The organism is Ruegeria arenilitoris, assembly GCF_013031355.1.
In the GTDB taxonomy this organism is placed as follows: domain Bacteria; phylum Pseudomonadota; class Alphaproteobacteria; order Rhodobacterales; family Rhodobacteraceae; genus Ruegeria; species Ruegeria arenilitoris_C.
In genome coordinates this window covers 290,243-311,853 of the sequence record NZ_WPZO01000005.1, presented here as the reverse complement: position 1 = coordinate 311,853, position 21,611 = coordinate 290,243, and the positions used below count along the sequence as shown (strand labels likewise).

The 21,611-nt window shown below is 56.6% G+C and carries 19 protein-coding genes and 1 tRNA gene; 12 read left to right on the top strand and 8 right to left on the bottom strand.

Annotated features, from left to right (window positions below):
* Positions 1–6: 6 nt before the first annotated feature.
* A complete protein-coding gene (locus GOX63_RS14355; RefSeq protein ID WP_170546153.1) occupies positions 7–1,206 on the top strand; it encodes a methionine gamma-lyase in 1,200 nt (399 codons plus the stop codon).
* A 14-nt stretch (positions 1,207–1,220) separates the two neighbouring features.
* Complete coding sequence (locus tag GOX63_RS14350; RefSeq protein ID WP_170326505.1) at positions 1,221–3,593, top strand: 1-deoxy-D-xylulose-5-phosphate synthase N-terminal domain-containing protein; 2,373 nt, start codon at positions 1,221–1,223, stop codon at positions 3,591–3,593.
* Between the two features lie 257 nt (positions 3,594–3,850).
* On the opposite strand, the gene GOX63_RS14345 is transcribed toward GOX63_RS14350, so the two are convergent.
* A complete protein-coding gene (locus tag GOX63_RS14345; protein WP_170326506.1) occupies positions 3,851–4,810 on the bottom strand; it encodes a LysR family transcriptional regulator in 960 nt (319 codons plus the stop codon).
* A gap of 128 nt (positions 4,811–4,938) precedes the next feature.
* On the opposite strand from GOX63_RS14345, the gene GOX63_RS14340 reads away from it, so the two are divergent.
* The 7 genes from GOX63_RS14340 to GOX63_RS14310 all read left to right on the top strand — a co-directional run bounded on the left by GOX63_RS14340 (position 4,939) and on the right by GOX63_RS14310 (position 12,450).
* Positions 4,939–5,943, top strand: a complete 1,005-nt coding sequence (locus GOX63_RS14340; protein WP_170326507.1) for a TAXI family TRAP transporter solute-binding subunit — start codon at positions 4,939–4,941, stop codon at positions 5,941–5,943.
* Positions 5,944–6,032: 89 nt separating this feature from the next.
* Positions 6,033–8,246 (top strand): TRAP transporter permease, encoded by a 2,214-nt coding sequence (locus GOX63_RS14335; RefSeq protein WP_170326508.1) that lies wholly within the window; start codon positions 6,033–6,035, stop codon positions 8,244–8,246.
* Positions 8,247–8,250: 4 nt separating this feature from the next.
* Positions 8,251–9,489, top strand: a complete 1,239-nt coding sequence (locus GOX63_RS14330) for an NAD(P)/FAD-dependent oxidoreductase (protein ID WP_170546150.1) — start codon at positions 8,251–8,253, stop codon at positions 9,487–9,489.
* A gap of 28 nt (positions 9,490–9,517) precedes the next feature.
* Positions 9,518–10,258 carry an aspartate/glutamate racemase family protein gene (locus tag GOX63_RS14325; protein WP_170326510.1) on the top strand — a complete coding sequence of 247 codons (741 nt, stop codon included), beginning with the start codon at positions 9,518–9,520 and terminating at the stop codon, positions 10,256–10,258.
* Positions 10,259–10,295: 37 nt separating this feature from the next.
* Entirely contained in the window at positions 10,296–11,024 is a 729-nt protein-coding gene (locus GOX63_RS14320; RefSeq protein WP_170546146.1) for a TSUP family transporter, read from the top strand.
* The gene (locus GOX63_RS14315) at positions 10,990–12,057 is read left to right on the top strand and encodes a D-cysteine desulfhydrase family protein (protein ID WP_367647206.1); all 1,068 of its coding nucleotides are present in this window, start codon (positions 10,990–10,992) and stop codon (positions 12,055–12,057) included. Before GOX63_RS14320 ends, GOX63_RS14315 begins: the two co-directional genes overlap by 35 nt.
* Before the next feature lie 48 nt (positions 12,058–12,105).
* Entirely contained in the window at positions 12,106–12,450 is a 345-nt protein-coding gene (locus GOX63_RS14310) for a RidA family protein (RefSeq protein ID WP_170546143.1), read from the top strand.
* A gap of 519 nt (positions 12,451–12,969) precedes the next feature.
* Here GOX63_RS14310 and GOX63_RS24125 read toward each other — a convergent pair.
* Positions 12,970–13,164, bottom strand: coding sequence for a hypothetical protein (locus GOX63_RS24125; protein WP_170546140.1), 195 nt, complete (start codon positions 13,162–13,164; stop codon positions 12,970–12,972).
* On the opposite strand from GOX63_RS24125, the gene GOX63_RS14300 reads away from it, so the two are divergent.
* Positions 13,133–13,324, top strand: coding sequence for a winged helix-turn-helix transcriptional regulator (locus GOX63_RS14300; protein WP_254435960.1), 192 nt, complete (start codon positions 13,133–13,135; stop codon positions 13,322–13,324). The two genes, GOX63_RS24125 and GOX63_RS14300, sit on opposite strands and share 32 nt — an antisense overlap.
* Before the next feature lie 214 nt (positions 13,325–13,538).
* Here GOX63_RS14300 and GOX63_RS14295 read toward each other — a convergent pair whose 3' ends face one another.
* The 4 genes from GOX63_RS14295 to GOX63_RS14280 are packed head-to-tail and all read right to left on the bottom strand — an operon-like array spanning position 13,539 to position 19,156.
* Positions 13,539–14,996: an amidase gene (locus tag GOX63_RS14295; protein ID WP_170546134.1), complete on the bottom strand. Its 1,458-nt coding sequence runs from the start codon at positions 14,994–14,996 to the stop codon at positions 13,539–13,541.
* A 16-nt stretch (positions 14,997–15,012) separates the two neighbouring features.
* On the bottom strand, positions 15,013–17,076 hold the full coding sequence (locus tag GOX63_RS14290) for an ABC transporter permease (RefSeq protein ID WP_170326517.1): 2,064 nt from the start codon (positions 17,074–17,076) through the stop codon (positions 15,013–15,015).
* Between the two features lie 4 nt (positions 17,077–17,080).
* On the bottom strand, positions 17,081–18,160 hold the full coding sequence (locus tag GOX63_RS14285) for a quaternary amine ABC transporter ATP-binding protein (protein ID WP_170326518.1): 1,080 nt from the start codon (positions 18,158–18,160) through the stop codon (positions 17,081–17,083).
* A 60-nt stretch (positions 18,161–18,220) separates the two neighbouring features.
* A complete protein-coding gene (locus GOX63_RS14280; RefSeq protein ID WP_170326519.1) occupies positions 18,221–19,156 on the bottom strand; it encodes an ABC transporter substrate-binding protein in 936 nt (311 codons plus the stop codon).
* Positions 19,157–19,331: 175 nt separating this feature from the next.
* Between GOX63_RS14280 and betI the strand changes: the two genes are divergently transcribed.
* Positions 19,332–19,985, top strand: coding sequence for a transcriptional regulator BetI (betI, locus tag GOX63_RS14275; protein ID WP_170326520.1), 654 nt, complete (start codon positions 19,332–19,334; stop codon positions 19,983–19,985).
* 51 nt (positions 19,986–20,036) lie between these two features.
* On the opposite strand, the gene GOX63_RS14270 is transcribed toward betI, so the two are convergent.
* The gene (locus GOX63_RS14270) at positions 20,037–20,234 is read right to left on the bottom strand and encodes a hypothetical protein (protein WP_170326521.1); all 198 of its coding nucleotides are present in this window, start codon (positions 20,232–20,234) and stop codon (positions 20,037–20,039) included.
* A gap of 164 nt (positions 20,235–20,398) precedes the next feature.
* Positions 20,399–20,483: transfer RNA gene (locus GOX63_RS14265), tRNA-Leu, on the bottom strand.
* A gap of 719 nt (positions 20,484–21,202) precedes the next feature.
* Between GOX63_RS14265 and GOX63_RS14260 the strand changes: the two genes are divergently transcribed.
* The gene (locus GOX63_RS14260) at positions 21,203–21,610 is read left to right on the top strand and encodes a hypothetical protein (RefSeq protein WP_174826803.1); all 408 of its coding nucleotides are present in this window, start codon (positions 21,203–21,205) and stop codon (positions 21,608–21,610) included.
* Position 21,611 lies beyond the last annotated feature (1 nt).

The following is a 21,611-nucleotide window of genomic DNA, read 5'->3' as shown; positions in this document are numbered from 1 at the left end:
CTTGCAATGACTCGTTCAACCGGATTTGCCACGCGCGCCATTCACCACGCATATAACCCTCTGGAAAATGAAGGCGCTCTGACACCACCGCTACATTTGACGTCCACGTTTACCTTTGAAACCGCAGAAGCTGGCGGAGAGATGTTCGCCGGTGAGCGTGAAGGTCATATCTATAGTCGTATTTCAAACCCCACATGCGACCTTCTTGAACAACGCATTGCCGTGCTTGAAGGGGCTGAGGCCGGGCTAGCTCTCTCAAGCGGCATGGGGGCAATTACGGCAGTGCTTTGGACCCTGCTATCGCCGGGTGACGAAGTCATCGTGGACAAAACACTCTATGGCTGCACCTTTGCCTTCATGCGTCACGGTTTGGCAAAATGGGGAGTCACGATCACGCACGTCGACATGACAGACCCTGAGAACCTGAAAGCGACCATTTCTGACAAAACCCGCGTTGTCTATTTCGAAACTCCGGCCAATCCGAACATGCGCTTAGTGGACATCGCCGCGAGCGCCGAAATTGCGCACTCGGTCGGTGCAACAGTCGTCGTCGACAATACCTATGCCAGCCCGTATTTGACCCGCCCGATCGAGCACGGGGCAGATATCGTTCTGCACTCCGCCACCAAATATCTCGGTGGGCATGGCGATGTGGTTGCCGGTCTGGTTGTCGGGTCCGCCGAACAGATTGCTGAGATCCGCTTTGTTGGGATGAAGGACATGACCGGCGCGGTAATGGCCCCTTTCAACGCGATGCTGATCCTGCGTGGTCTGAAGACACTGAACCTGCGTCTGGATCGCCACTGTGCGACCGCCAAGGTCGTCGCAGACTTCCTCGAAGCACATCCCGCTGTCGGCGAAGTTTATTTTCCCGGTCTTGAGAGTTTCGCCCAGCATGATGTTGCGCAGCGTCAGATGTCCCAACCCGGCGCCATGATAGCGTTTGAAATCAAGTCCGGCCTGTCAGGCGGGATTGAGTTCATGAACCGCTTGAACATGATCCAGCGTGCGGTGTCCTTGGGCGACGCGGAAACCCTGATCCAGCACCCCGCATCCATGACCCATTCGACGTATACCCCGGAAGAGCGGGCCGAGCATGGGATCAGCGATGGCCTGATCCGTCTGTCCGTCGGGCTGGAGGATGTCGAAGATATCCTTGCAGACCTGGAGCAAGCCTTGCCCTACCCTGCCCGCAGCGCCGCCTGAATCCGGAGACCGCCATGCACATTGATCCCACCCAACTGAAGATCGTCGAACAGCGCCTGCTGTGGTTGTCGCATTGGATGATCCATCATGCCAACCATGTCCGACCAAAGGTGGATGGGATCAAGATCGGCGGTCATCAGGCGTCGTCTGCCTCGATGGTATCGATCATGACTGCGCTCTATTTCTCGGCCTTGCGCCCCGAAGACCGGGTTGCAGTCAAACCTCATGCTTCGCCGATTTTTCACGCGATGCAGTATCTCATGGGCAATCAAACGCGCGAGAAGATGGAGAATTTCCGCGGATTCGGGGGTGTGCAAAGTTATCCCAGCCGGACCAAGGATATCGACGACGTTGATTTCTCGACCGGGTCGGTGGGTCTGGGTGTCGCGATCACCTCGTTTGCCTCGATCATTCAGGATTACATCAAGGCCAAAAGCTGGGGCTCCGACGCCCCGATGGGGCGCATGGTGGCCCTGGTAGGCGATGCCGAACTGGATGAAGGCAACGTCTATGAGGCATTACAGGAAGGCTGGAAGAACGACCTGCGAAACACGTGGTGGATCATCGATTACAACCGACAGTCACTGGACGGTATCGTCCGGGAAGGACTGTTTGAACGGATCGAGAAAATCTTCGATGCGTTCGGTTGGGATGTCGTGCGTGTTAAATATGGGGTTCTGCAACGCGCGGCCTTTGAAGAGCCCGGCGGCAACCGCCTGCGTGATTGGATCGACGCTTGCCCCAACCAGGACTACTCCGCTTTGACGTTCATGGGTGGTGCGAACTGGCGACAGCGGCTCATGGACGATCTGGGGGATCAGGGGGATGTGACCGCTCTGATCGAACGACGCACGGACGCGGAACTTGCGGCCCTGATGGAAAACCTTGGCGGCAACTGCGTCGAGACAATGGCCCACACATTTGCAGCCATCGATCATGATCGCCCAACGTGCTTCCTGGCCTACACCGTTAAAGGATGGGGCACCCCCATTGCCGGCCACAAGGACAATCATGGCGGGCTGATGAACAATAACCAATTTGCCGCGTGGCAGTCACATATGGGTGTGCCGAACGGCGAAGAATGGGAGCCGCTTGCGACAGTGCAGGACCCAAAAGCGCTCAAGGATTTTCTGGCCAGCACCCCGTTCTTTGCCAAAGGCCCGCGCCGCTATTTTGATGACAAGCTGGATGTGCCGTCGATCGAGATCGACACCAGTCGCGAGACCTCGACCCAGATGGCGTTTGGCAAGATCCTTGATGATCTGTCAAAAGGCGACAGCCCACTGGCCGAGCGCATAGTGACGACCTCCCCAGATGTGACAGGTACGACAAGCCTCGGTCCCTGGGTGAACAGGCGCAAACTGTTTGCCCGTTCCGAACAATCCGACGCCTTCATTGAGCACCGGATCCCTTCGACGGCGAAATGGGAATTCACGCCGGAAGGACAGCATATCGAACTTGGTATCGCCGAAATGAACCTGATGTTGCTTCTGGGTGCTGCAGGGCTGTCCCATTCCCTGTTCGGCAAGCGGTTGATCCCGATTGGCACCGTCTATGACCCCTTTGTAAGCCGCGGTCTCGATGCGCTAAACTACGCCTGCTATCAGGACGCGCGCTTCATGCTGGTCGGCACACCATCGGGCGTTACATTGGCCCCCGAAGGTGGAGCCCACCAATCCGTTGGAACACCGCTCATCGGGATGAGCCAGGACGGGTTGGCCGCTTTTGAACCCGCCTTTGCCGACGAGCTGGCAGTGATTTTGAAATGGGCCTTCGACTACTTGCAGCGCGATGGCGAAGGGCAGCCGGACGAGCGCACATGGCTGCGCGATGAAACCGGAGGGTCCGTCTATCTGCGCCTGACCACCAACCCGATTGAACAGCCTGGAAAACGTGTCGACGATGAGTTCCGCCAAGGTGCCATCGATGGGGCTTATTGGTTAAGAAAACCAGGACCCAATTGCGAAGTTGTAATCGCCTATCAAGGCGCCGTCGCACCAGAGGCAATCAAAGCCGCTGGTATGATTGGCGAGGGCCGTCGCGATATCGGTGTTTTGGCCGTGACATCGGCAGATCGCCTGAATGCCGGTTGGACTGCCGCTCAACGAGCGCGTTCTCGCGGCAATCAAGCGGCACGCTCTCACATCGAAACCCTGATGTCCGACCTTCCACCCCACTGCAAGCTGGTCACCGTTATTGATGGCCATCCTGCAACTCTTTCCTGGCTGGGAGCTGTGCTTGGACATCAGACCATCCCCATGGGCGTCGAGCATTTTGGTCAGACCGGAACAATCGGCGATCTTTATCGCCACCACTGCATTGATGCAGACGCTATCCTGGAGAAAGTGAATGGCCTGACCCATGGCAGGACTCTGCACCGTGCATAGATGGGCGGGACTTGGGCAATGTAACCCGTGAGGGAAACCCACCAAGGTTACGCAGTTTAGAAGAAATACATGCAGCAATTTCCATCAACTGCTCTCAATCTGGTTGCTGACCCGGGATATTCGGGAGTTTGATGCAGGCAAGCGACAGATAGCTTTGATACGGAATTGCTGACATTTGTTGACCTACCGCAATCGATCCGAAGAGGAAATTCCCTCTCATCAATATGGTTTTGCAACGCCAAAGCTATTTAGTTCTGTTAGTTACTCGCTTCATCTATCTCCACAATATCAGGTTTGGCATTCACCCCTTCCAACATCTTTACCACTTCGGCTTTCCAACCGGCTTTGATCTTCAAAGCCAATTGAGACGGTGGTCGGTGGTTAGGTTCAAGAATCGCGTATTCATATCTGAGCGGTTTTTCGAAAGGTAAAAAAGCGATCTTTCCGTTGGAGAGGTTTAGCTCTCTTTCAGTCGCAACGGTTAACGGATCCACGATTGAATAACACTGACCTGAGCTCACAAAGGGTATCAACGGTAGAAAATACTGACAGGTCACCGTTGGATTGTAGGTGGCGGATACATCCTGAAACTCTCGCCGAATTTTGTTTTGGAACGGATGCGCATCATGCAATCCCCCCATCGGGACCCCGTCCAGGTCGGAAATGGATATGATCTTGCGAGAGTTAAGCGGGCTGTCACGATCGACGGCACAAAAACAATCTGCCCGGATCAGTTCGGCGGAATACTGTGGCTCTTTCCCAGCCGATTGTTCAAAATCCGCAAAGCCGAAATCTATGTTCTGCGTCCCCGCGAGCTCCATGATCTGAGGCGAACTGCGCGTTGACAGTGTGATGCGTATCTCGGGGTTTTCACCGACTGACTGGCTTATGAAGCGAGGGAACAAGAAGGCGGACGGGCCCGGCATCGTAGCGACGTTTAGGCTGCCGGAATGCCCCTTGATCAGCCCCTCCATAGTGCTGGAAATCGTCGCAAGGCGGTCCAGAATACCTGTGGTTTCAGCCAAAAGGTAATGCGCCTCGGGAACAGGCACCAATCGCCGCCCTTTTCGCTCGAACAGTGTCAGGCCAAGGCTTTTTTCGAGGTTCTTCAAGGCCAGGCTGATCGCGGGCTGGGTCCGGTTCAGCTTTTTTGCAGTTTGAGAGATAGAGCCGGTCTCCATCACCTCGCGAAAAACGGTGAGCTGCGTAAGGTTCATGATAAATATATAAGCTAAACCTTAGTTTTGTGAAATATAACAAATTTGTTTTTATGAAATTTGTCATTACGCTGACAGGATCGAAATTCGGCCATACCGAATCCGACGATCCAAAAAGGGAGATGATAATGAAATTTGTGAAAAGCTTGGCTGGTCTTGCATTGGCGGGCGCACTGGCCGCGCCCGCGCTGGCACAGGATCCGACCTTTTTCCGTATTGGTACCGGTGGTGCAGGCGGAACCTACTTCCCCATCGGCGGCACCATTGCTAACGGTATCTCTGCCCCTCCGGGCTCGCGCCCGTGTGAAGAAGGCGGACAGTGCGGCGTTCCGGGCCTGATCGCCATTGCGCAATCGACCACCGCGTCGGTTTTCAACAACGCTGCCGTGCAAAATGGTGAGCTCGAGGCTGGTCTGGCTGCGGCGGACGTCACCCGCTCGATGTACCTGGGTGAAGGTAAGTTCGAGGGCAAGCCGCACCCCAAACTGCGCATTGTGGCCAATCTGTTCCCCGAAGACCTGCACCTTGTTCTGCCGGCCGGTGCTACGATCAATGATCTAAGCGATCTTGAAGGCAAGCGTGTTGGCATCGCGCAGGCCGGTTCGGGCACGCAGGTTGCCGTTCTGCAGATGCTGGATGCTTGGGGCGTGAACCGTGACAACATGGACGAGGCCGAACTGAACAACAGCCAGAGCGCCGAGCGTCTGGCCGACGGTCAGCTGGACGCCTATTTCTATGCCGCCGGTTGGCCGGTTGCCGCGATGGTTCAGCTGTCCTCGACCAAAGGCATGAACCTACATTCCTTCTCGGACGAAGATCTGGCGAAGATCAACGAGATCATCCCGGCCTATATCCCCTCGGTCATTCCGGGTGGTGTCTATGAAGGGATCGACGCCGAAACCAAGACCCCTGCGGTCAGTGCGATGCTGGTTGTGTCCTCGGACCTGTCGGACGATCTGGTATATGAGCTGACCAAAGCCCTGTGGAACGACAACACCCGCAAGCTGCTGGATAACGGCCATGCCAAGGGCAAGCAGATCACGCCTGACACGGCTCTGGACGGTGTCGAGGCGTTGGGTGTTCCGCTGCACCCTGGGGCAGAGAAGTTCTACAAAGAAGCAGGTCTTCTCTAATCCACCACTCACTGAACTGACCTGCAGATGTGATGCCCCAAAAGGGGCATCACATTCTCAAAGTGCACCAAAGAAACAGGGAGGCCATCATGTCCGAGACCCAGCAACTTGATGACCACGAACTGACGGCCGAAGAACTGGCCGCCATTGAGGAACAATTCGACGAAGGCGCCGCTGTACGGCAAGTTACGCCCACCGCGGGAAAGGTATTGCGCGTCGTCGCCCTGATCTTTGCGTTTTACGAATTTTTCACGGCCGGGTTTGGTCTGCCTGCTGACCACTGGCACATGGGCATCTATCTGGCTCTGCTGTTCATCCTGGTCTATGCAACAATCCCGATCATCGGGGCCAAAAGCCTCTATGCGCTAAAGGTCAGCCGGTTCCGTATTGGCAACATCCCGCTTTATGATCTGGTCTTCATGGCCCTGGGGATCATCGCGGCGCTGTATGTCGGCCTCGCCTGGCGTGGCATTCCGTTTCTGGGGATCGAAGAACAGACCTTTCGAATGGGCAACCCCAACACCTATGACGTGGTTTTGGGCGTGATCATCATCCTGTTGGTGCTGGACATCGCGCGCCGCACTTTGGGATGGGTGCTGCCACTGATCATCTGTGTCTTCATCTCATACGCTCTGCTTGGGCCTTATTTCCCCGGTCTGCTTCAGCATCCCGGTGTGAATTTCAAAACCTTCGTATCGTCGATGTACTTCCCGCAGGAGGGCATCTATGGCGTCACTCTTTGGGTTGTTTCGACCATCGTGTTCCATTTCGTGTTGTTTGGCGTGATAGCGCAACGCACGGGGTTGGGACAGCTTTTCATCGACAACGCAACGATTTTGGCGGGCCGCTATACCGGCGGTCCGGCAAAAGTGTCGGTGGTATCCTCGGCCTTCTTCGGCACGATTTCGGGCTCTTCGGTGGCCAACACCGTTTCGACCGGCGCGCTGACAATTCCCAACATGAAGCGCCTTGGATACCCCGGCCATTTTGCAGGCGGGGTTGAGGCCGCGTCGTCAGCCGGTGGCCAGATCACACCGCCGATCATGGGGGCTGCGGCCTTTATCATGGCAGAGTTCCTCGAGGTGCCCTACACGACCATCGTGATCGCGGCGATCTTCCCGGCGATCCTGCACTATGTGGGTGTCTTCGCGGTCGTGCACCTGATGGCGCGCAAGCTGAACCTGCAGGGTCTGGCGAAAGAACAACTGCCGCAACTCAAGGCCGTATGGGCCGAAGGCTGGGCCAACATCGTGCCGTTGATAGGCCTGCTTGTCGTGCTGTTCACTGGTTACACGCCGTTCATGTCCGCCTTCTGCGGCATCTCGCTTGCGGTGATCGCCGGTATGTCGCGCATCAAACAACCGCCGACGCTGATCTATGCTGCGGCCTTCTTGGCCTTTGTGTTGTGGAAGTTCTCGGATGGCGGGTTCGACCTGACAATGACCGCCATCCTTTGCGCTCTGTCAGTAATCGCGACACTCAACCCGCAGAAACGCATCGAAGTGCCTGAGATGCTGCAGGCGGTCGAACTGGGTGTGAAATACTCTCTGGCAGTGGGCGCCGCCGCCGCTGCGGTTGGCATCGTGGTCGGTGTGATCAACACAACCGGCATTGGCTTCCGTATCGGGTTCATGGTCACTCAGGGCGCAGGCAATCTGGCCTCAGACCTTTATAACATGATTTCGTTCGGCAGCTTCCAGCTGTTTGCTATGGAAGACCTGCAGTTGTTCATCTCGCTGGTCTTCATTGCCGTCGTCTGCATTCTGATGGGCGCAGGCATCCCGACCACGGCGCTTTACATCATGTTGGTTTCTGTGGCGCAGCCCGCGCTGGCGCAGTTGGGCGTTCCGCCGATCGCAAGCCATCTGTTCGTGCTGTATTACGGCGTGGTGTCCGAGATCACACCTCCAGTCTGCACCTCGGCTTATGCGGCAGCAGCCATTGCGAACTCGAACCCGTTCCGAACCGGTCTGTCCGCCTTTACGCTAGGGCTGGGCAAGGTGATCGCACCGATGGCCTTTGTCTACGCCCCGGTTCTGCTGTTCGTGTCCTCAACCGGGTTCAATCTGTGGGAGTTCACCTACACCGCGACCAGTTGTATCGCCGGGGTCATCGCCCTGTCCGCAGCTGTAGTCGGTTACTGGCTGAAACCGCTGAACCTGCTATCGCGTATTCTGATGGCAATCGCGGGCGTAATCTTCGTCGCGCCAAGCCTGACCGCTGACCTGATCGCGCTGGCCGTGGCATCGCCAGTTATCGTCACCCAGTTGATCGCGCGCAATCGCAGCCAGTCGCCGGCCTGATACGATGACAGAGCAAGTCACCATCATCGGCGCAGGGATCGTCGGCATCTGTTGCGCGCTGTCTCTACAAGAGCGGGGCATACCGGTCCGCCTTGTAGACCGGGGTGACCCGGGGCAGGAAACCTCGTTCGGCAATGCGGGCGTGGTGTCACCCTGGTCGATCATTCCGCAGGCGGTCCCGGGCATTTGGAAGAAACTCCCCCAAATGCTGCTGGACCCGAAAAGTGCACTTTCGGTCAGGGCGTCATTCTGGCCGAAGATGATCCCGTGGGGGTTGCGCTTTCTGGGTAAGTCCGGCGAAAAGTCTGTGCGCGAGGTTTCGGATGCGATGGAAATTTTGTGTCGCCCGTCCATTGATCTGTACCGTCGACATCTCCAAGGCACTGGGCACGAACAGCTGATCGCCGACAGCTACTACATCCACGCGTTCCGCAACCCTGGCCAAGCCAACATGGACGAGCTTGGTTATCAAATCCGCCGGGAAAAAGGTGGCGAGTTGGAACGTGTCGATGGTGCTGAACTGCGGCGCTTGGAACCTGCATTGTCAGAGGAGTTCAAAGCGGCGATCGTGATCAAAGGCCAAGCGCGCGCAACTTCTCCGGGACGTTTGGGTGCTGTTCTGGCCGAAAAAGCGCGTGCGCAAGGGGCCGAATTTGTGCGTGCCGAAGTCAGCAATCTGATCCGTGCTGAGGATGGCGCCTGGCAAATTTCCACATCGCAAGACCCGTTGAATGCGCACCATGTCGTCCTTGCGGCCGGAGTGTGGTCTGCCGACCTGCTGAAACCACTGGGACTACCCGTGCCCCTTGTGGCCGAGCGGGGTTACCATGTTGAGTTCCCAAACCCTTCAGCTGTGCTGAACAATTCGGTCATGGATGTGGATGCAAAGGTCGTCGCAAGTTCGATGCAGGGCGGCCTGCGGGTTGCTGGCACGGCTGAATTCGGCAGCGTCGATGCCCCTGCCGACCCACGAAAAGAACAGATTCTGACCGATCAGGCCAAATCCTTGGTGCCGGATCTGAACACAGGCGAAGCGCAGTTTTGGATGGGCCGACGTCCTTCTTTCCCTGACAGCTTGCCCGCGATTGGGCGGCTTACTGGCAAAGACGGGCTCTACACTGCGTTTGGGCATTCCCACTACGGCCTGATGATGGCGCCGAAGACAGGGGAACTTGTGGCGGACCTCGTGTCTGGTCGCAGCCCAAATATCAACCTGGATCCATTCTCGCTGGCCCGCTTCTAAATCTCCAATTCGAAAGGACCTAAGCACCATGCCAATTTATGAAGGCGGTCAGAACATCTGCGGGGCCTCAATTGGGGTTTTGTGCCTTGAAAGCTATTTCCCAAAACCGCCGGGGCATATCAAGAATCCGTCCAGCCTGCCATTTCCGATTCTGTACGAAATGATCGACGGCATCACCGTCCCGACTCTGCTGAACAACCCGACGCCTGAGTTGCTCGCTCCGTTTATTGAGGGCGCCCAACGGCTTGAGGCTGAGGGCGTTCGGGCCATAACAGGAAGTTGTGGTTTTCTGGCCTTGTTTCAAAAGGAACTGGCCGCAGCCGTTTCCGTGCCTGTCTTTGCGTCCAGTCTGATCCAAGTGCCTTTGGCATTTCACATGACCGGGGCAAGCGCGCCGGTGGGTGTACTGACAGCCGATGCGTCAGCACTGACACCGAGGCATTTCGAAGGTGTCGGAGCGGCTGATATTCCCGTCGCGGTGCAAGGGTTGGAGGACACCAGCGAATTCGCTGAAGTGATCTTGCGGAATACGCGGACCCGCATGGATACCGATCTGATCGAGGCCGAAGTGCTTGAGGCCGCACGGCGCCTGAAACATCAATCACCGGAAATACGGTCGTTGGTATTGGAATGTACCGACTTGCCGCCATATGCCGCGCGACTTCAGCAAGAACTGCAACTACCGGTCTTCGATTTGACGACACTGGCGCAGATGGCGCATACCGTTGCGACGCGCGAAACCTATGCCGGCATCATGCCTTGGACATAAGGTTTCAGCCGTATTACGCGGGACATGGGAGAACCAAGTGTCCGTTGACCTTGCCATACTGATGGTCGCCATAGGCCTTGGCGCAATGTTGCAAGTCGGCGTTGGTATCGGGTTTAGCATTATTGCGGGCCCGCCAATGATGATCCTGCTTGGTACGTCGACAGCAGTTCCCGTGCTGCTGCTGTTGAATACCGTCGTTTCGGCAGTCGCGACAGATCGACATGTGCTCAAGACCGACCGTCAGACAATTCGCACGGCAATCATCAGTTGCCTCGCCGGAGTGGTTGCAGGTCTCGCCGTTTACCCCTGGCTGAGCGAGGTGTTTGTCCTGGCCCTGACGGCCAGCCTGTTGCTGATCGGGTTTCTTACGACCTTGCTACCTTTGCGCCACTCAATTGGAACAGCAGGTTTTTCCATTGTCTCAGGATCGTCTGGGCTGGCGACCGTTTGGGCGGCGACGCCGGGCCCACTTATGGTATTTGGATTGATTGCAAAGGGACGCTCAGCGAAAGAGATCGCAAAGTTAGTTCAACCCATTGCGCTAGTGGCGTACGGCATCGCGTTCCTGTTGCATAGCCTGTCCGAGACGCAAGCGTTCACTTATGGGCCGCAATTGTGGGGCTTCGTCGCGCTTACCCTGATCGGCAGCTTCCTCGGTCGCGCCGTAGGCCCGTACTTGCCACAATCGCTCGTCACAACAGCTATCCGCGTGGTTTCTTTGATAGCCTGCGGTGTTCTCTTTCATCGCGCATTTACGATCGCGTAAAACCGAAGGGCCGACGATGACACAAAAAAGCAGTCTGGACAGTTTTCCAAGAGCCCAACTCATGACGGGCCCAACCCCCTTGGAGCGGTTGGATAGATTGTCTTCGGAGTTGGGCATAGATCTCTGGCTGAAGCGCGATGATCTGACAGGGCTTGGGTTCGGTGGGAATAAAACGCGGCAGCTTGAGTTCTACTTAGGGGATGCCCTTAAGCAAGGTGCCGATACCATTCTGATCACTGGTGCAGTTCAGTCCAATTTTGTTCGATCTGCTGCAGCCGCTGCTGCCAAATTGGGTATGCAATCCGTGCTACAACTGGAAGAGCGTGTGCCGGATATGGGCGAAGAGTATTACAGCTCCGGGAATGTGCTGCTGGCAAAGATCTCGGGCGCCGAACACATGAGCTATCCCGAAGGCGAGGATGAAGCCGGAGCAGATGCAGCGTTGCACGCGCGCGCCGACGAATTGAAGTCTCAGGGACGCAAGCCATATGTCATTCATCTGGGATTGAACCATCCACCCCTGGGCGCCTTGGGCTATGTCGTTGCGGGACAAGAACTGTGTCATCAGATGCCGGATTTCGACGCGGTCGTTGTTCCTTCGGGAAGTGGAGCGACACATGGAGGTCTGTTGGCCGGAGTAGTCTTGGAAGAAAATGCCTCGACAGTCTTTGGAGTCTGCGTGCGCAGGGATCGCAACAAGCAAAAGGCCCGGATGAATACCGTTCTGCAGAAACTGGCGGATTTGCTGGAAATCGATGCAGCACCTTTGCAAGACGGGATCAACGTACTGGATGAAGCACTGCCTCCGGGCTACGGGAAACTAAGTGGCATGACCCGTACGGCCTTAGAGAAAATGGCGCGCACCGAAGGAATTTTCCTTGATCCTGTCTATTCAGCGAAAACCTTCGCAGGGTTGTTGCACTTGGTGAACACAGGAGAAATTCAACCCGGGCAGAAAGTTGTCATGCTGCATACGGGTGGGTTGCCTGCACTCTTCGGATACCAAAACGAGCTGGTAAACGATCTACCCTGAAACCACCTAAAACCACCGTAAAATCCACTAACAGAAAAGACTCGAAACATGACCATCACTCGGATCGAAACCGGCCAGCGCATGAGCCGGATCGTCAAACATAACGGCGTTGCCTACCTATGCGGCCAGACATCGGATGCACCAACAGTAGCTGAACAAACACGCGACATCCTGGCTAAGGTCGAAGACCTCTTGACCAAAGCCGGCAGCGACAAGACCCGTATTCTGAAATGCGAAATCTGGCTGGCTGACATGGCAGACTTTGCCGAGATGAATGCCGTTTGGGATGCCTGGGTGACCGAAGGCCACGCTCCAGCCCGTGCCTGCGGAGAGTCCAAGCTTGCCCGTAGTGTATTGAAAGTAGAAATGATTGTGACGGCAGCCTGTGACTGAATCGCTATCGGGAGAATGAACAAGATTAGTGAGGTGCCCAACAACAGGCGGCCATATCGACCCTGTCTCGACCATTTGTTTAGTCGACGCTATCAAAGCAAGCCGAAATCTACGAACAACCAAGTAAGGACCATTGCCGCCAAGGTGAATACTGCTTCCGGAAACATCGGCAGCAGTACCTTGCGCCAAGTTGCCTCTGTCGCCCGCCTTATCGATTGAGCAAGTGCATCGCGAGCCAACACGGAGAGCTCTGCGTCCGAGGGATATTGAATTCAGCCATCGGCTTCTTCTTCTGAAACTCTTGTCAAAAAACCAATGGCGTAGTCACAAGTTTTCAGCGAAGTCACTTTGGCAAGGTAAACGGCTGCCTTCAGGCGGCAGACCCCAGCGAAATTTGATAGCTACTTGCTTTCGAGGTCGGGTAGCTGTCTCGCGTCGTAGGAGAGGCAAACTATCTTGACGGTGAAGGCAGAAATTCAAAGGCCAACAAAATAGTTGGATGCGACTACAACAGCTTAATCACTCCTGAAAAGCTAAACTTCCCAGCCTCTGACACAGGGCGCTCGTGTTCTGGATTGTCGGAAGCTCTTGCATTAATTTGGACGACTCTGCGCTATCCAAAAGGAAACTGGCAACGCTTGATCGCGAAATGGTATGCGACAGCCCATAACGATCTGCTAATTTGATCGACCCAATCTTTTCTGCAGAGGTCAAAGTAACTGGCCTGACAATCGTCCAGTTCAAATTGGTGGCTTACAAGCTGATCACGCGCCACTCACACGGCGTCGTTCCGCCCGTTGTGGAATATTCTCGTACCGAAAACGGCAGGCAGTTCGCCCAGCAAGCGGTCGGTTTGGTTGATTGGATTGAATGAAACATCGCGGACATTGTTGGTGAAGGGTGACCACTCCTTCAAATCTGCCTTTTCTGGCCGATTCCAAGCTGCGTCCGGGATCGAAATAAAGGTAGACTATACGGGGATTGCGTCGAAGATGGGCGTCCATCGACGGTTCAAACGCCCCGAAGTAACATCGTGAACGATGTCATCAGCAATACCGTAACGCGCTTTTGGGGCGCCGAGCCTGGCGCTAACTCATAGGGCGCGTTTTGGGGGTTCCGAACCACCCTCCGACCTGCGCCTCGTAAGCCAGCGCGGCGCGGAAAACAGTCGGGTCATCGAAGGTTCGGCCAACAATCTGAAGACCGGTCGGAACCCCGGTCGTTGCAAAGCCGCTGGGGACGGCAAGGACCGGGCAATGGTGCAGCATGTTGAAATGATGCGTCAGAATCCACCCGTATTCCGGATCGACCTGAACACCGTCGATTTCGAAATCTCTCGCGGTTGCGTCGTGGTCTGCCGTGACCGCGGGTATCGTTGTGGTCGGACAGAGGAACAGATCGAACCGCTCCATCAACGCGCCAAAGAACTGATACATGTCGTGCTGGGTTTCCCAGGATCGGGACACATCGTCCAACGTGGTGGCCTCGACGCCTTTTGCGGCGGCCAGAGTGTAATCGTTCAGTTGATCGGCGTGAGTCTTTGCCGCCCAGGACGCCTGCCTGAGATAATGCATCGTGTTGTACCAATGGGTGGCGGCCGCGTCGCAGGTCCGGGTCCAGGGGACATCGACGTCAGTGATTTCGGCACCCAAAGCGCGAAAGTGCTCCAACGCGGTAAGAGTATTGCGGCGCACCTCCGGATCGACGGGACAGTAACCAAGATCCATCGAAAAGGCGATTTTGACACCGTCCAGCCTGCCAGGCTCACGCGATAGGACAACGGTTTCCCGCAGGCTGTCATGGTCGCGCGGATGCGCGCCCGACACCACGTCCTGCACCAGAGCCAGATCTGCAATCGAGCGGGCCAGCGGACCACAATGATTGTAGCGGTCAAAATTGGCAGGCGGACCGTCCGGGTTTCGCCCGTGGGGCGGCTTGAACCCCACCACCCCGCAACAGCTGGCCGGAATGCGGATAGACCCGCCGATATCGGTGCCGGTTGCGATCGGCGCAAAACCTGCCGCCAGCCCTGCCCCGGACCCGCCCGACGATCCGCCAGTGCCATAGTCGGGGTTGAACGGGTTGACCGTATCGCCCCACGCGAGGCTGCGGCAGACGCCCGAGATGCAAAACTCTGGCACCGTTGTGCGGGCCAGAATGATCGCACCAGCATCCTGCAGGCGTTCGATCATCGGGTCCGACATCTCGTCCGGTGCAGCATCCATGTGCAGCAGTGATCCGTGCGTCGTGCGCTTGCCTTTTACCCGTTGTGCATCTTTCACCAGTACCGGAACGCCCAACAACGCGCCTTTGGCCGAGCCATCCTCATAAGCCGCGTCGGCTGCGAGAGCCTGTTGCCGCGCCTCGTCGAAATAGGTGTCGGCCAGAGCGTTGATCACCGGATTGACCTGCTCGATCCGTTCGATCAATGCCTGCAGCAGGGTGCTGGGTTTCAGTCGGCCCATGCGAAACGCCGCAAGCGCTTCGGTCGCTGACATGTAGCACAGGTCGAGGTCGGCGGTTGGTTCGGGCGCTGCGGTTTCCATGCGGCTTACCTTGTTGTCAGACTGCGTTGTCCAGTTTCACGCCAAGGCGCGCCTGGATCTGCTGGCTGAACCCTTGTGTGATGCGGTCGGCAATCATGGCGATGATGGCCATGCCGATCCCTGCGGTCATGCCAACCCCGAAATCACCGTCGCCCAGGCCGATATAGATCTGCTGTCCCAGATCATCCGTGCCCACCAGCGCGGTAATCACCAGCATCGAAATGCCGAACATGATCGTCTGGTTCAGCCCCAGCATGATCGACGGTACCGCCAGCGGCAGCTTTACTTGCCACAGCAACTGACGAGGCGTTGTACCGATGGCCGTCGCTGCCTCGATCACGTCATGGGGCAGGTTGCGCAAACCGTGCTCGGTGTAGCGGATCGCGGGAACGATGGCATAGACGATGATGGCCAGCAGCGCGGTAAATTCTCCGATTTTGAACACCATAACAAAGGGGATGAGGATCACGAACAGCGGCATTGTTTGCAGCGTGTCGATCACCGGCCGCACAATGCGCGATACGGTATCATTCTCGGATGCCCAGATGCCGATGGCGCTGCCAAACAGGAAGGACAGCAGCACCCCGACCCCACAAAGGTAAAGCGAGATGACCGAAGGTTCCCATATCCCGGTCAGCAAAAGGAAGGCGACCCCGGCCAGCGCCCAAAGGGCGAGGTTCGCGCCACCGGCCTGCCAGGCCAGTGCGATGATGATTGCGCACAGCGCGACCCACGCCAGACCGGTTAGGCCCGAATACAGGACCAGAGCAAACAGGATCACCCAGAGTGCTGGCAGTACCCGTCCTTTGAAGGCCAAATAGCCCGCTACCGCCGCAACGATCAGTGCGTATCCAACAGTCACAGCCGGGGTCATGGCGAAGCCCCAGGTGAACGGGCTGACGGCCTTCACCAAACCAATCTTGATCGGCAGCATTAGGTAGAACAGCGCCGCCCGCTTGATTGCTTCAAGCACGGTTCGGAACTCGACGAAGACCCATTCCAGACCTGCGTTCATGGCCGGGGCCGGGTTCAGAACCCATGCCTCGGGCCAGTCCTTGAGCGGCGAAAATACCAGAGCCAGCAGCCAAGCCGCGCCAAACAGAACGGCGCAGGTTATCCAGCCTGTCGCTTTGCGTTGCGTCGAATTAGACTGTACAGCAAATCCCCATGTGATCCGGTCCAGGACCATCGCCATCAGCGCGATCACGATCCCGGCCAGCAGGCTTTCTCCGAACTGAGCCTTGCGCATGGTCGACAGCACTTCCCAACCGATATCGTTGGTGCCTCCGATGATCGAGGCAATGATGACCATCGACAGGGACGCCATCGTTGTTTGGTTCACCCCCAGCAGGACTTGCCGCTGCGCCGTTGGCACCCGCACGCGCCAGAACAGTTGCGACGGCGTGGCGCCACTCATCAGGCCGGACTCGATCACCTCATCCGGGACACCGCGCAAACCGACGATGGTGTTACGCACCATTGGCGGGAAGGCAAACAGGATTGAGGCGACTAGACCCACAGTCGTACCAAAGCCGAACAGCAGCAGGATGGGCAGAAGATAAGCAAAGGCGGGCACCGTTTGCATCAGGTCGAGGACCGGCATGATGATCCGATAGGCCCGCTCGGACATGAAGCCCCATGTTCCCAGCGCAAAGCCCAAGGCAACCGCCATCGGGATCGACACACACACCAGAGCAAATGAGTTCATCGACTGTGTCCAGAACCCGAATGTGACCATGTAAAGCAGGCTGATCGCGGTAAAGATCGCCAACCCTTTGCCCCCGGCGCGCAAGGCCAGAAAGACCCACAGGACAAACCAGGCCGCCCATGGCACCGCGTGCAGAACCGTCTTTGCCAACAGGATTGGCCAGTCCAGCAGCCAGGAAATGGCCTTGAAGAACCAGCCGAACGTCACAACGAACCACCGCATCGCGGTGTTCATCGGATCGGTCACCGGCAAAACCAGCGCATCGGGATAGGTCACCAGCGGCCCGAGGCTTTTGGCGAAAACCACACAAATCGCCACCAACACCGTGACCGCAAGCCAGACCACAAGCGATCTGTTCGAAGCTGCATCCATCGCGTCAGTCCTTGACCGCAGAGGCGTCCGAGACACCGCTGGCCAATGCGGCAATCACGTTCTGGCTGGTCATGTGCACCAGCGCGTTGTCGTCACGACGCACGGCGACACCGCTGTCGTGTGAGGCAAGATAGGGCAGTAGATCGGCCACATTGGTCGAGGCGGGAACCTCTTTGATCCCGGCGGGCGGCGAGTTGTCCGAGGCCACATCGCCTGCGGTCAGGATCAACTCCCACGGGACGTCATTAGTGAACTCGCGGACGTAGTCATCAACCGGGTTCAGGATTAGATCCACCGGACGGCCGATCTGGACAACCGCGCCATCCTTCATGATCGCCATCCGGTCGGCGATGCGCAGTGCCTCAAGGAAATCATGAGTGATAAAGACGATGGATTTGTGCAGTTCTTGCTGCAGCCGCAGGAATTCATCCTGCATTTGGCGACGGATCAGCGGGTCCAGCGCGCTGAAGGGTTCATCGAGGAACCAGACCTCGGGCTCCACCGCCAGCGACCGGGCGATACCGACACGTTGTTGCTGTCCACCGGACAATTGGCTGGGGAAACTACTTTCCCGCCCTTCCAGACCCACCAGCGATATCACCCGCTCGGCCCGCTCCAGACGTTCCCTGTCGTCCAGTCCCTGCAGTTTCAGCGGAAACGCCACGTTCTCCAGAACATTCAGATGCGGCATCAGGCCAAAGCTCTGGAACACCATCCCCATCTTGTGACGGCGAATGTCGATCAGCTCTTTCGAGGACACTTTCAGAAGGTCCTCACCATCCAGCAGGATCTCTCCGGCGGTGGGTTCGACCAGACGGGACAGGCAGCGCACGATGGTGGATTTGCCCGAGCCCGACAGGCCCATAATCACGAAAATCTCGCCCGGCATGACGTCAAAACTGACATCGGTCGAGGCAACGATACCGCCGCCGTCCCGAATGCGTTGCGCAAGCACTTTGGCCTCGTCGGGCCCCTGCCCGGCGACGTCGACGTTGCTCAGATGCTGATCCGCCCCTTTGCCGTAGAGCTTCCAGACATGTTTGCAGGACAGTTTCGGGGTGGTGGTCGGGGAAGATGTGGTCATTTCGGCAGCCTTGAAAAAGGTGGAGCACGCGAAAACATGCTCCACCGGAGTCAGTGGTGTTTATTGCTTTGCGGCTTCAACCCAAGGCTGCCAGACGTCCTGGTTTGCACCCATCCACTCGGCCACAACCTCTTTCACTTCGCGCCCGTTCTGGTCGACTTCCAGAATCAGGGCGTTCTGCACGTCATTGGTCAGGCTCATCAGCTCGACCATTTTCATCGCGTCCGGATAGGTCGAGGCGAAATCCTTAGCGACGATCTTGTCGACGGTCGCCTGCTGGAAGCCACAGGCCTCACCGCGTTTCTGGCTGGTCTCATCACAGGTGCCGTGTGGCGTGTCCCATTCGACCCATTCAACCTCGGTATCCGCAAACACCCAATGCGGCTGCCACATCATCATCAGAATTGGCTGTTGGGCGGCAACGGCACTTTTAAGCTCGGCCAGCATCGCGCCTTCCGAACCACCGGGCACTGGTTTGAACGGCAGGTCGATCAGTTCAACCAGATCGGCAGAACGGGTCCCCCAGTCCGCCGGATAGGTGATCAGGCGGCCATCGGGGAATGTGTCCGCAGCGGCAAAGGCCTGCGCGCAGTCATACAGCGCCTCATAAGCAGGCAGACCCGGGCACAGATCGGCCATGTACGGCGGATAAATCCAGCCTTCCTGCGGCTCGAGACCCAGTCCGCCGACAACGATGATGTCCCCGGCTTCAACGGCCTTGGGATAGATATCGCCCACGTTGTTGGTCCACAGCTCGGGCTGATAATGCAGGCTGCCTTCGGCAATCGCAGCCAGCTGCGGCACGGCACCGGCGGTGACATATTCGACCTCGTGGCCCAGCTCTTCGAACAGCGCGCCGGCGAAATGGGCCGATATGTGCTGGCCGGTCCATTCGTTGACGGCAATCTTGATCGGTTCGGCCAATGCCGCGCCTGTTGTTAACATAAGCGTGGCAGAGGCCAGCAAAGCGGGCCTCAGTTTACGTGAGAAATTCATGGTTAACCTCCGTTGGTGCGTTGGCCGTTTTCGACCTTTAGTGTCCGTTTCAAAAAAATAGTACGATTGCAGGTAATTTGGTGCATCGGACCGTTTTTTGTCAACAGTGTTTGTTTTTTGCCTTCCCGAATGATACTTTCGCATGCATTACGCTGAGCATGAAAGCGATCCTAACATGAGAAAGCAGACCATCAAGAACATGCGTCGCAAGCAATTGACCGAGGCGGCGTTTGAAATTCTCAAAACTCATGGAATTGCGGGGACGACCTTTGACAAGGTCGCCAAAGAGGCGGGATTGTCCAAAGGTGTCGTTCAACACTATTTCCCCGGCAAAGAGGCTTTGTTCGAGGCCGTTTTGCGCGAATCCAATGCCGAGGCCCGCCGCTGTGTGACCGCGTTGTTCGCGCATAGTGCCACACCGGCTGAACGGCTTTACGCGATTATTTACGGCAATTTCGCCCCGACGCTTTTTCAGCACGAAATCTGCAACGCCTGGGTTTGCCTGTGCGCAGAGGTGCCGCAAAACGCCCGGTATTTACGCATACAAAATGTCATCCATTCCCGAATGCGCAGCAACCTGATGAGCGCCCTGCGCCATATGGTTGAACCGGCCTTGGCCGAACAGATCGCTTTCAACCTGACAGCACTGATCGACGGGATCTGGATGCGGGCGGCCTTGCAGGCACAGCCGATGTCCTCGACCGAAGCCCTTTCTCATATGGAATTTGCCCTAAGCCAGTTGTTCCACGATACGGCTGTCGACAGAACAGACCTACAGAGCGCGCGTGAAAAGATCGCGCAGGTCAGCGGGATCCTGTTCAAAATATGAGGAAAACCCTGTCGGGGCGCCCGAGACGAAGAATCTGGGTTTTCAGAACGCTTAACTTGGCCGCACCGCGACAAGAACGACGTCAAGCTCATCCTCAAGAGCCTGCAACTTTTTCAGATCATCTTGCGGCAGGTTGGCCGTATCTGCGTCAACAGCGGCAAGCGCGACAACTGGACGTCCAATTTCCTGTTCAAGCGCCCGAACTGCGTTGAGTTTGTCGGCCTCAAGCGTTGCAAGTGGATAAAGCATGGCAATCTCCTGTCTACTGATGCTTGGAGTATAGCCGATTTTTTCGTTTTTCGAGCATTGTTTAACTGCGCGTCACTTACCGGCAAACACAGAAACCAAGCGCGTGACAAGCGGTGGGCCAAAAAAGGCCACAAGAAAATCCAATCGATTCTTCAATGAGTGAATGGTGCGGGTGGAGGGACTTGAACCCCCACGCCTTGCGGCGCCAGAACCTAAATCTGGTGCGTCTACCAATTTCGCCACACCCGCAGTACCGGCCCTGAGTGCCGGATTGACGTGTTCAATAACAAAGCCTGTGGTCGAGTGCGAGAGGGAAATTCACCTGTTCGCAATATTATTGATCACGAACCGGCAGCGATCGAAGCTGGCAATTTTGCAGCAACCACGGTGTCGCGTCAGGCGCCCGCACAGCGGCCGGGGTCGGTGCCCTTTTTTCAGACCGACACCTCTCTGCCCTTTGGCGCCAATTAGTATGGCGCAATTTAATTTAGATCACAGGCAAATCCACTGCTTTTAAGCACACACATTAACGAAATAGTCAGGCACATGTTTAACGCGCTTACGTTGAGTAAGGTGAGACTTCAATAGAATCACCCAATGACCTGGCGATCAGCACATAGGCCGGTTGGCTCATTAGAATCAGAACACTCTCAGCGGCCATCAATTAAAATCATGAAAATACAGGCCTCTACAGCCAAGAAGTTGAACAAAGCAGGGCGTCCTGAAGGCATGCGCCCAAAGCTACAGTGATCTTAGAATCCGACTGTACGCCTATGGGTTGAAACCATGCGCAGGGTCACGACCATATTTGCGCCACATTTCAACCGCCAAAAAATCTTATTCGCGTCAAAATAACACCGCCTTGCCAGTAATTGATGGAGAGCGGGAATTAATGAGTCTTTTCTGCCTTCGGGCGCCGTAAGAGTTTTTTGCTCAACTCGAACACAAGGGTCTTAGCCGTGACCAACATGATGAACTCTGCCGCTGCTGAGCAAGACGCCGTTGGTCTTGCACGTGAAAGCTTCCTTGGTGAACTGAAGTCCTTGAATCGGGACCACCCGAATACAGGCTTTGGCGTTTCGTTGCGCACGCATTCGGGGGGGCACTACCTGCTTGCCAATTCTCGTATGCCGCTGCCCAAGACCAAATCCCAGGGTTTTCCAACCGGGCGCCGTCTGGCCCTGCTGGAAAACAGTGAACAGTTCAGCGCGATCGAAGTGCTTGCCGATTCCAGCGCCTACGAAGAAATCACACCGGGAGACGAAGCCGCGATTCTGGGCAACGCTCTGAACCTGATCGCCCGGATCGACATCCTGACCAGCTCTCCTGAAGGTCAGGATCAACCCCGCATTGCCGCCACAGGAACCGGAGGCTAAC

Coding starts and splice junctions, on each gene's coding strand:
- betI (WP_170326520.1), top strand. CDS start 19,332: ATGAGAAAGCAGACCATCAAGAACATGCGTCGCAAGCAATTGACCGAG.
- GOX63_RS14345 (WP_170326506.1), bottom strand. CDS start 4,810: ATGAACCTTACGCAGCTCACCGTTTTTCGCGAGGTGATGGAGACCGGC.
- GOX63_RS14355 (WP_170546153.1), top strand. CDS start 7: ATGACTCGTTCAACCGGATTTGCCACGCGCGCCATTCACCACGCATAT.
- GOX63_RS14310 (WP_170546143.1), top strand. CDS start 12,106: ATGACCATCACTCGGATCGAAACCGGCCAGCGCATGAGCCGGATCGTC.
- GOX63_RS14280 (WP_170326519.1), bottom strand. CDS start 19,156: ATGAATTTCTCACGTAAACTGAGGCCCGCTTTGCTGGCCTCTGCCACG.
- GOX63_RS14295 (WP_170546134.1), bottom strand. CDS start 14,996: ATGGAAACCGCAGCGCCCGAACCAACCGCCGACCTCGACCTGTGCTAC.
- GOX63_RS14260 (WP_174826803.1), top strand. CDS start 21,203: ATGATGAACTCTGCCGCTGCTGAGCAAGACGCCGTTGGTCTTGCACGT.
- GOX63_RS14350 (WP_170326505.1), top strand. CDS start 1,221: ATGCACATTGATCCCACCCAACTGAAGATCGTCGAACAGCGCCTGCTG.
- GOX63_RS14285 (WP_170326518.1), bottom strand. CDS start 18,160: ATGACCACATCTTCCCCGACCACCACCCCGAAACTGTCCTGCAAACAT.
- GOX63_RS14290 (WP_170326517.1), bottom strand. CDS start 17,076: ATGGATGCAGCTTCGAACAGATCGCTTGTGGTCTGGCTTGCGGTCACG.
- GOX63_RS14340 (WP_170326507.1), top strand. CDS start 4,939: ATGAAATTTGTGAAAAGCTTGGCTGGTCTTGCATTGGCGGGCGCACTG.
- GOX63_RS14270 (WP_170326521.1), bottom strand. CDS start 20,234: ATGCTTTATCCACTTGCAACGCTTGAGGCCGACAAACTCAACGCAGTT.
- GOX63_RS14330 (WP_170546150.1), top strand. CDS start 8,251: ATGACAGAGCAAGTCACCATCATCGGCGCAGGGATCGTCGGCATCTGT.
- GOX63_RS14325 (WP_170326510.1), top strand. CDS start 9,518: ATGCCAATTTATGAAGGCGGTCAGAACATCTGCGGGGCCTCAATTGGG.
- GOX63_RS14335 (WP_170326508.1), top strand. CDS start 6,033: ATGTCCGAGACCCAGCAACTTGATGACCACGAACTGACGGCCGAAGAA.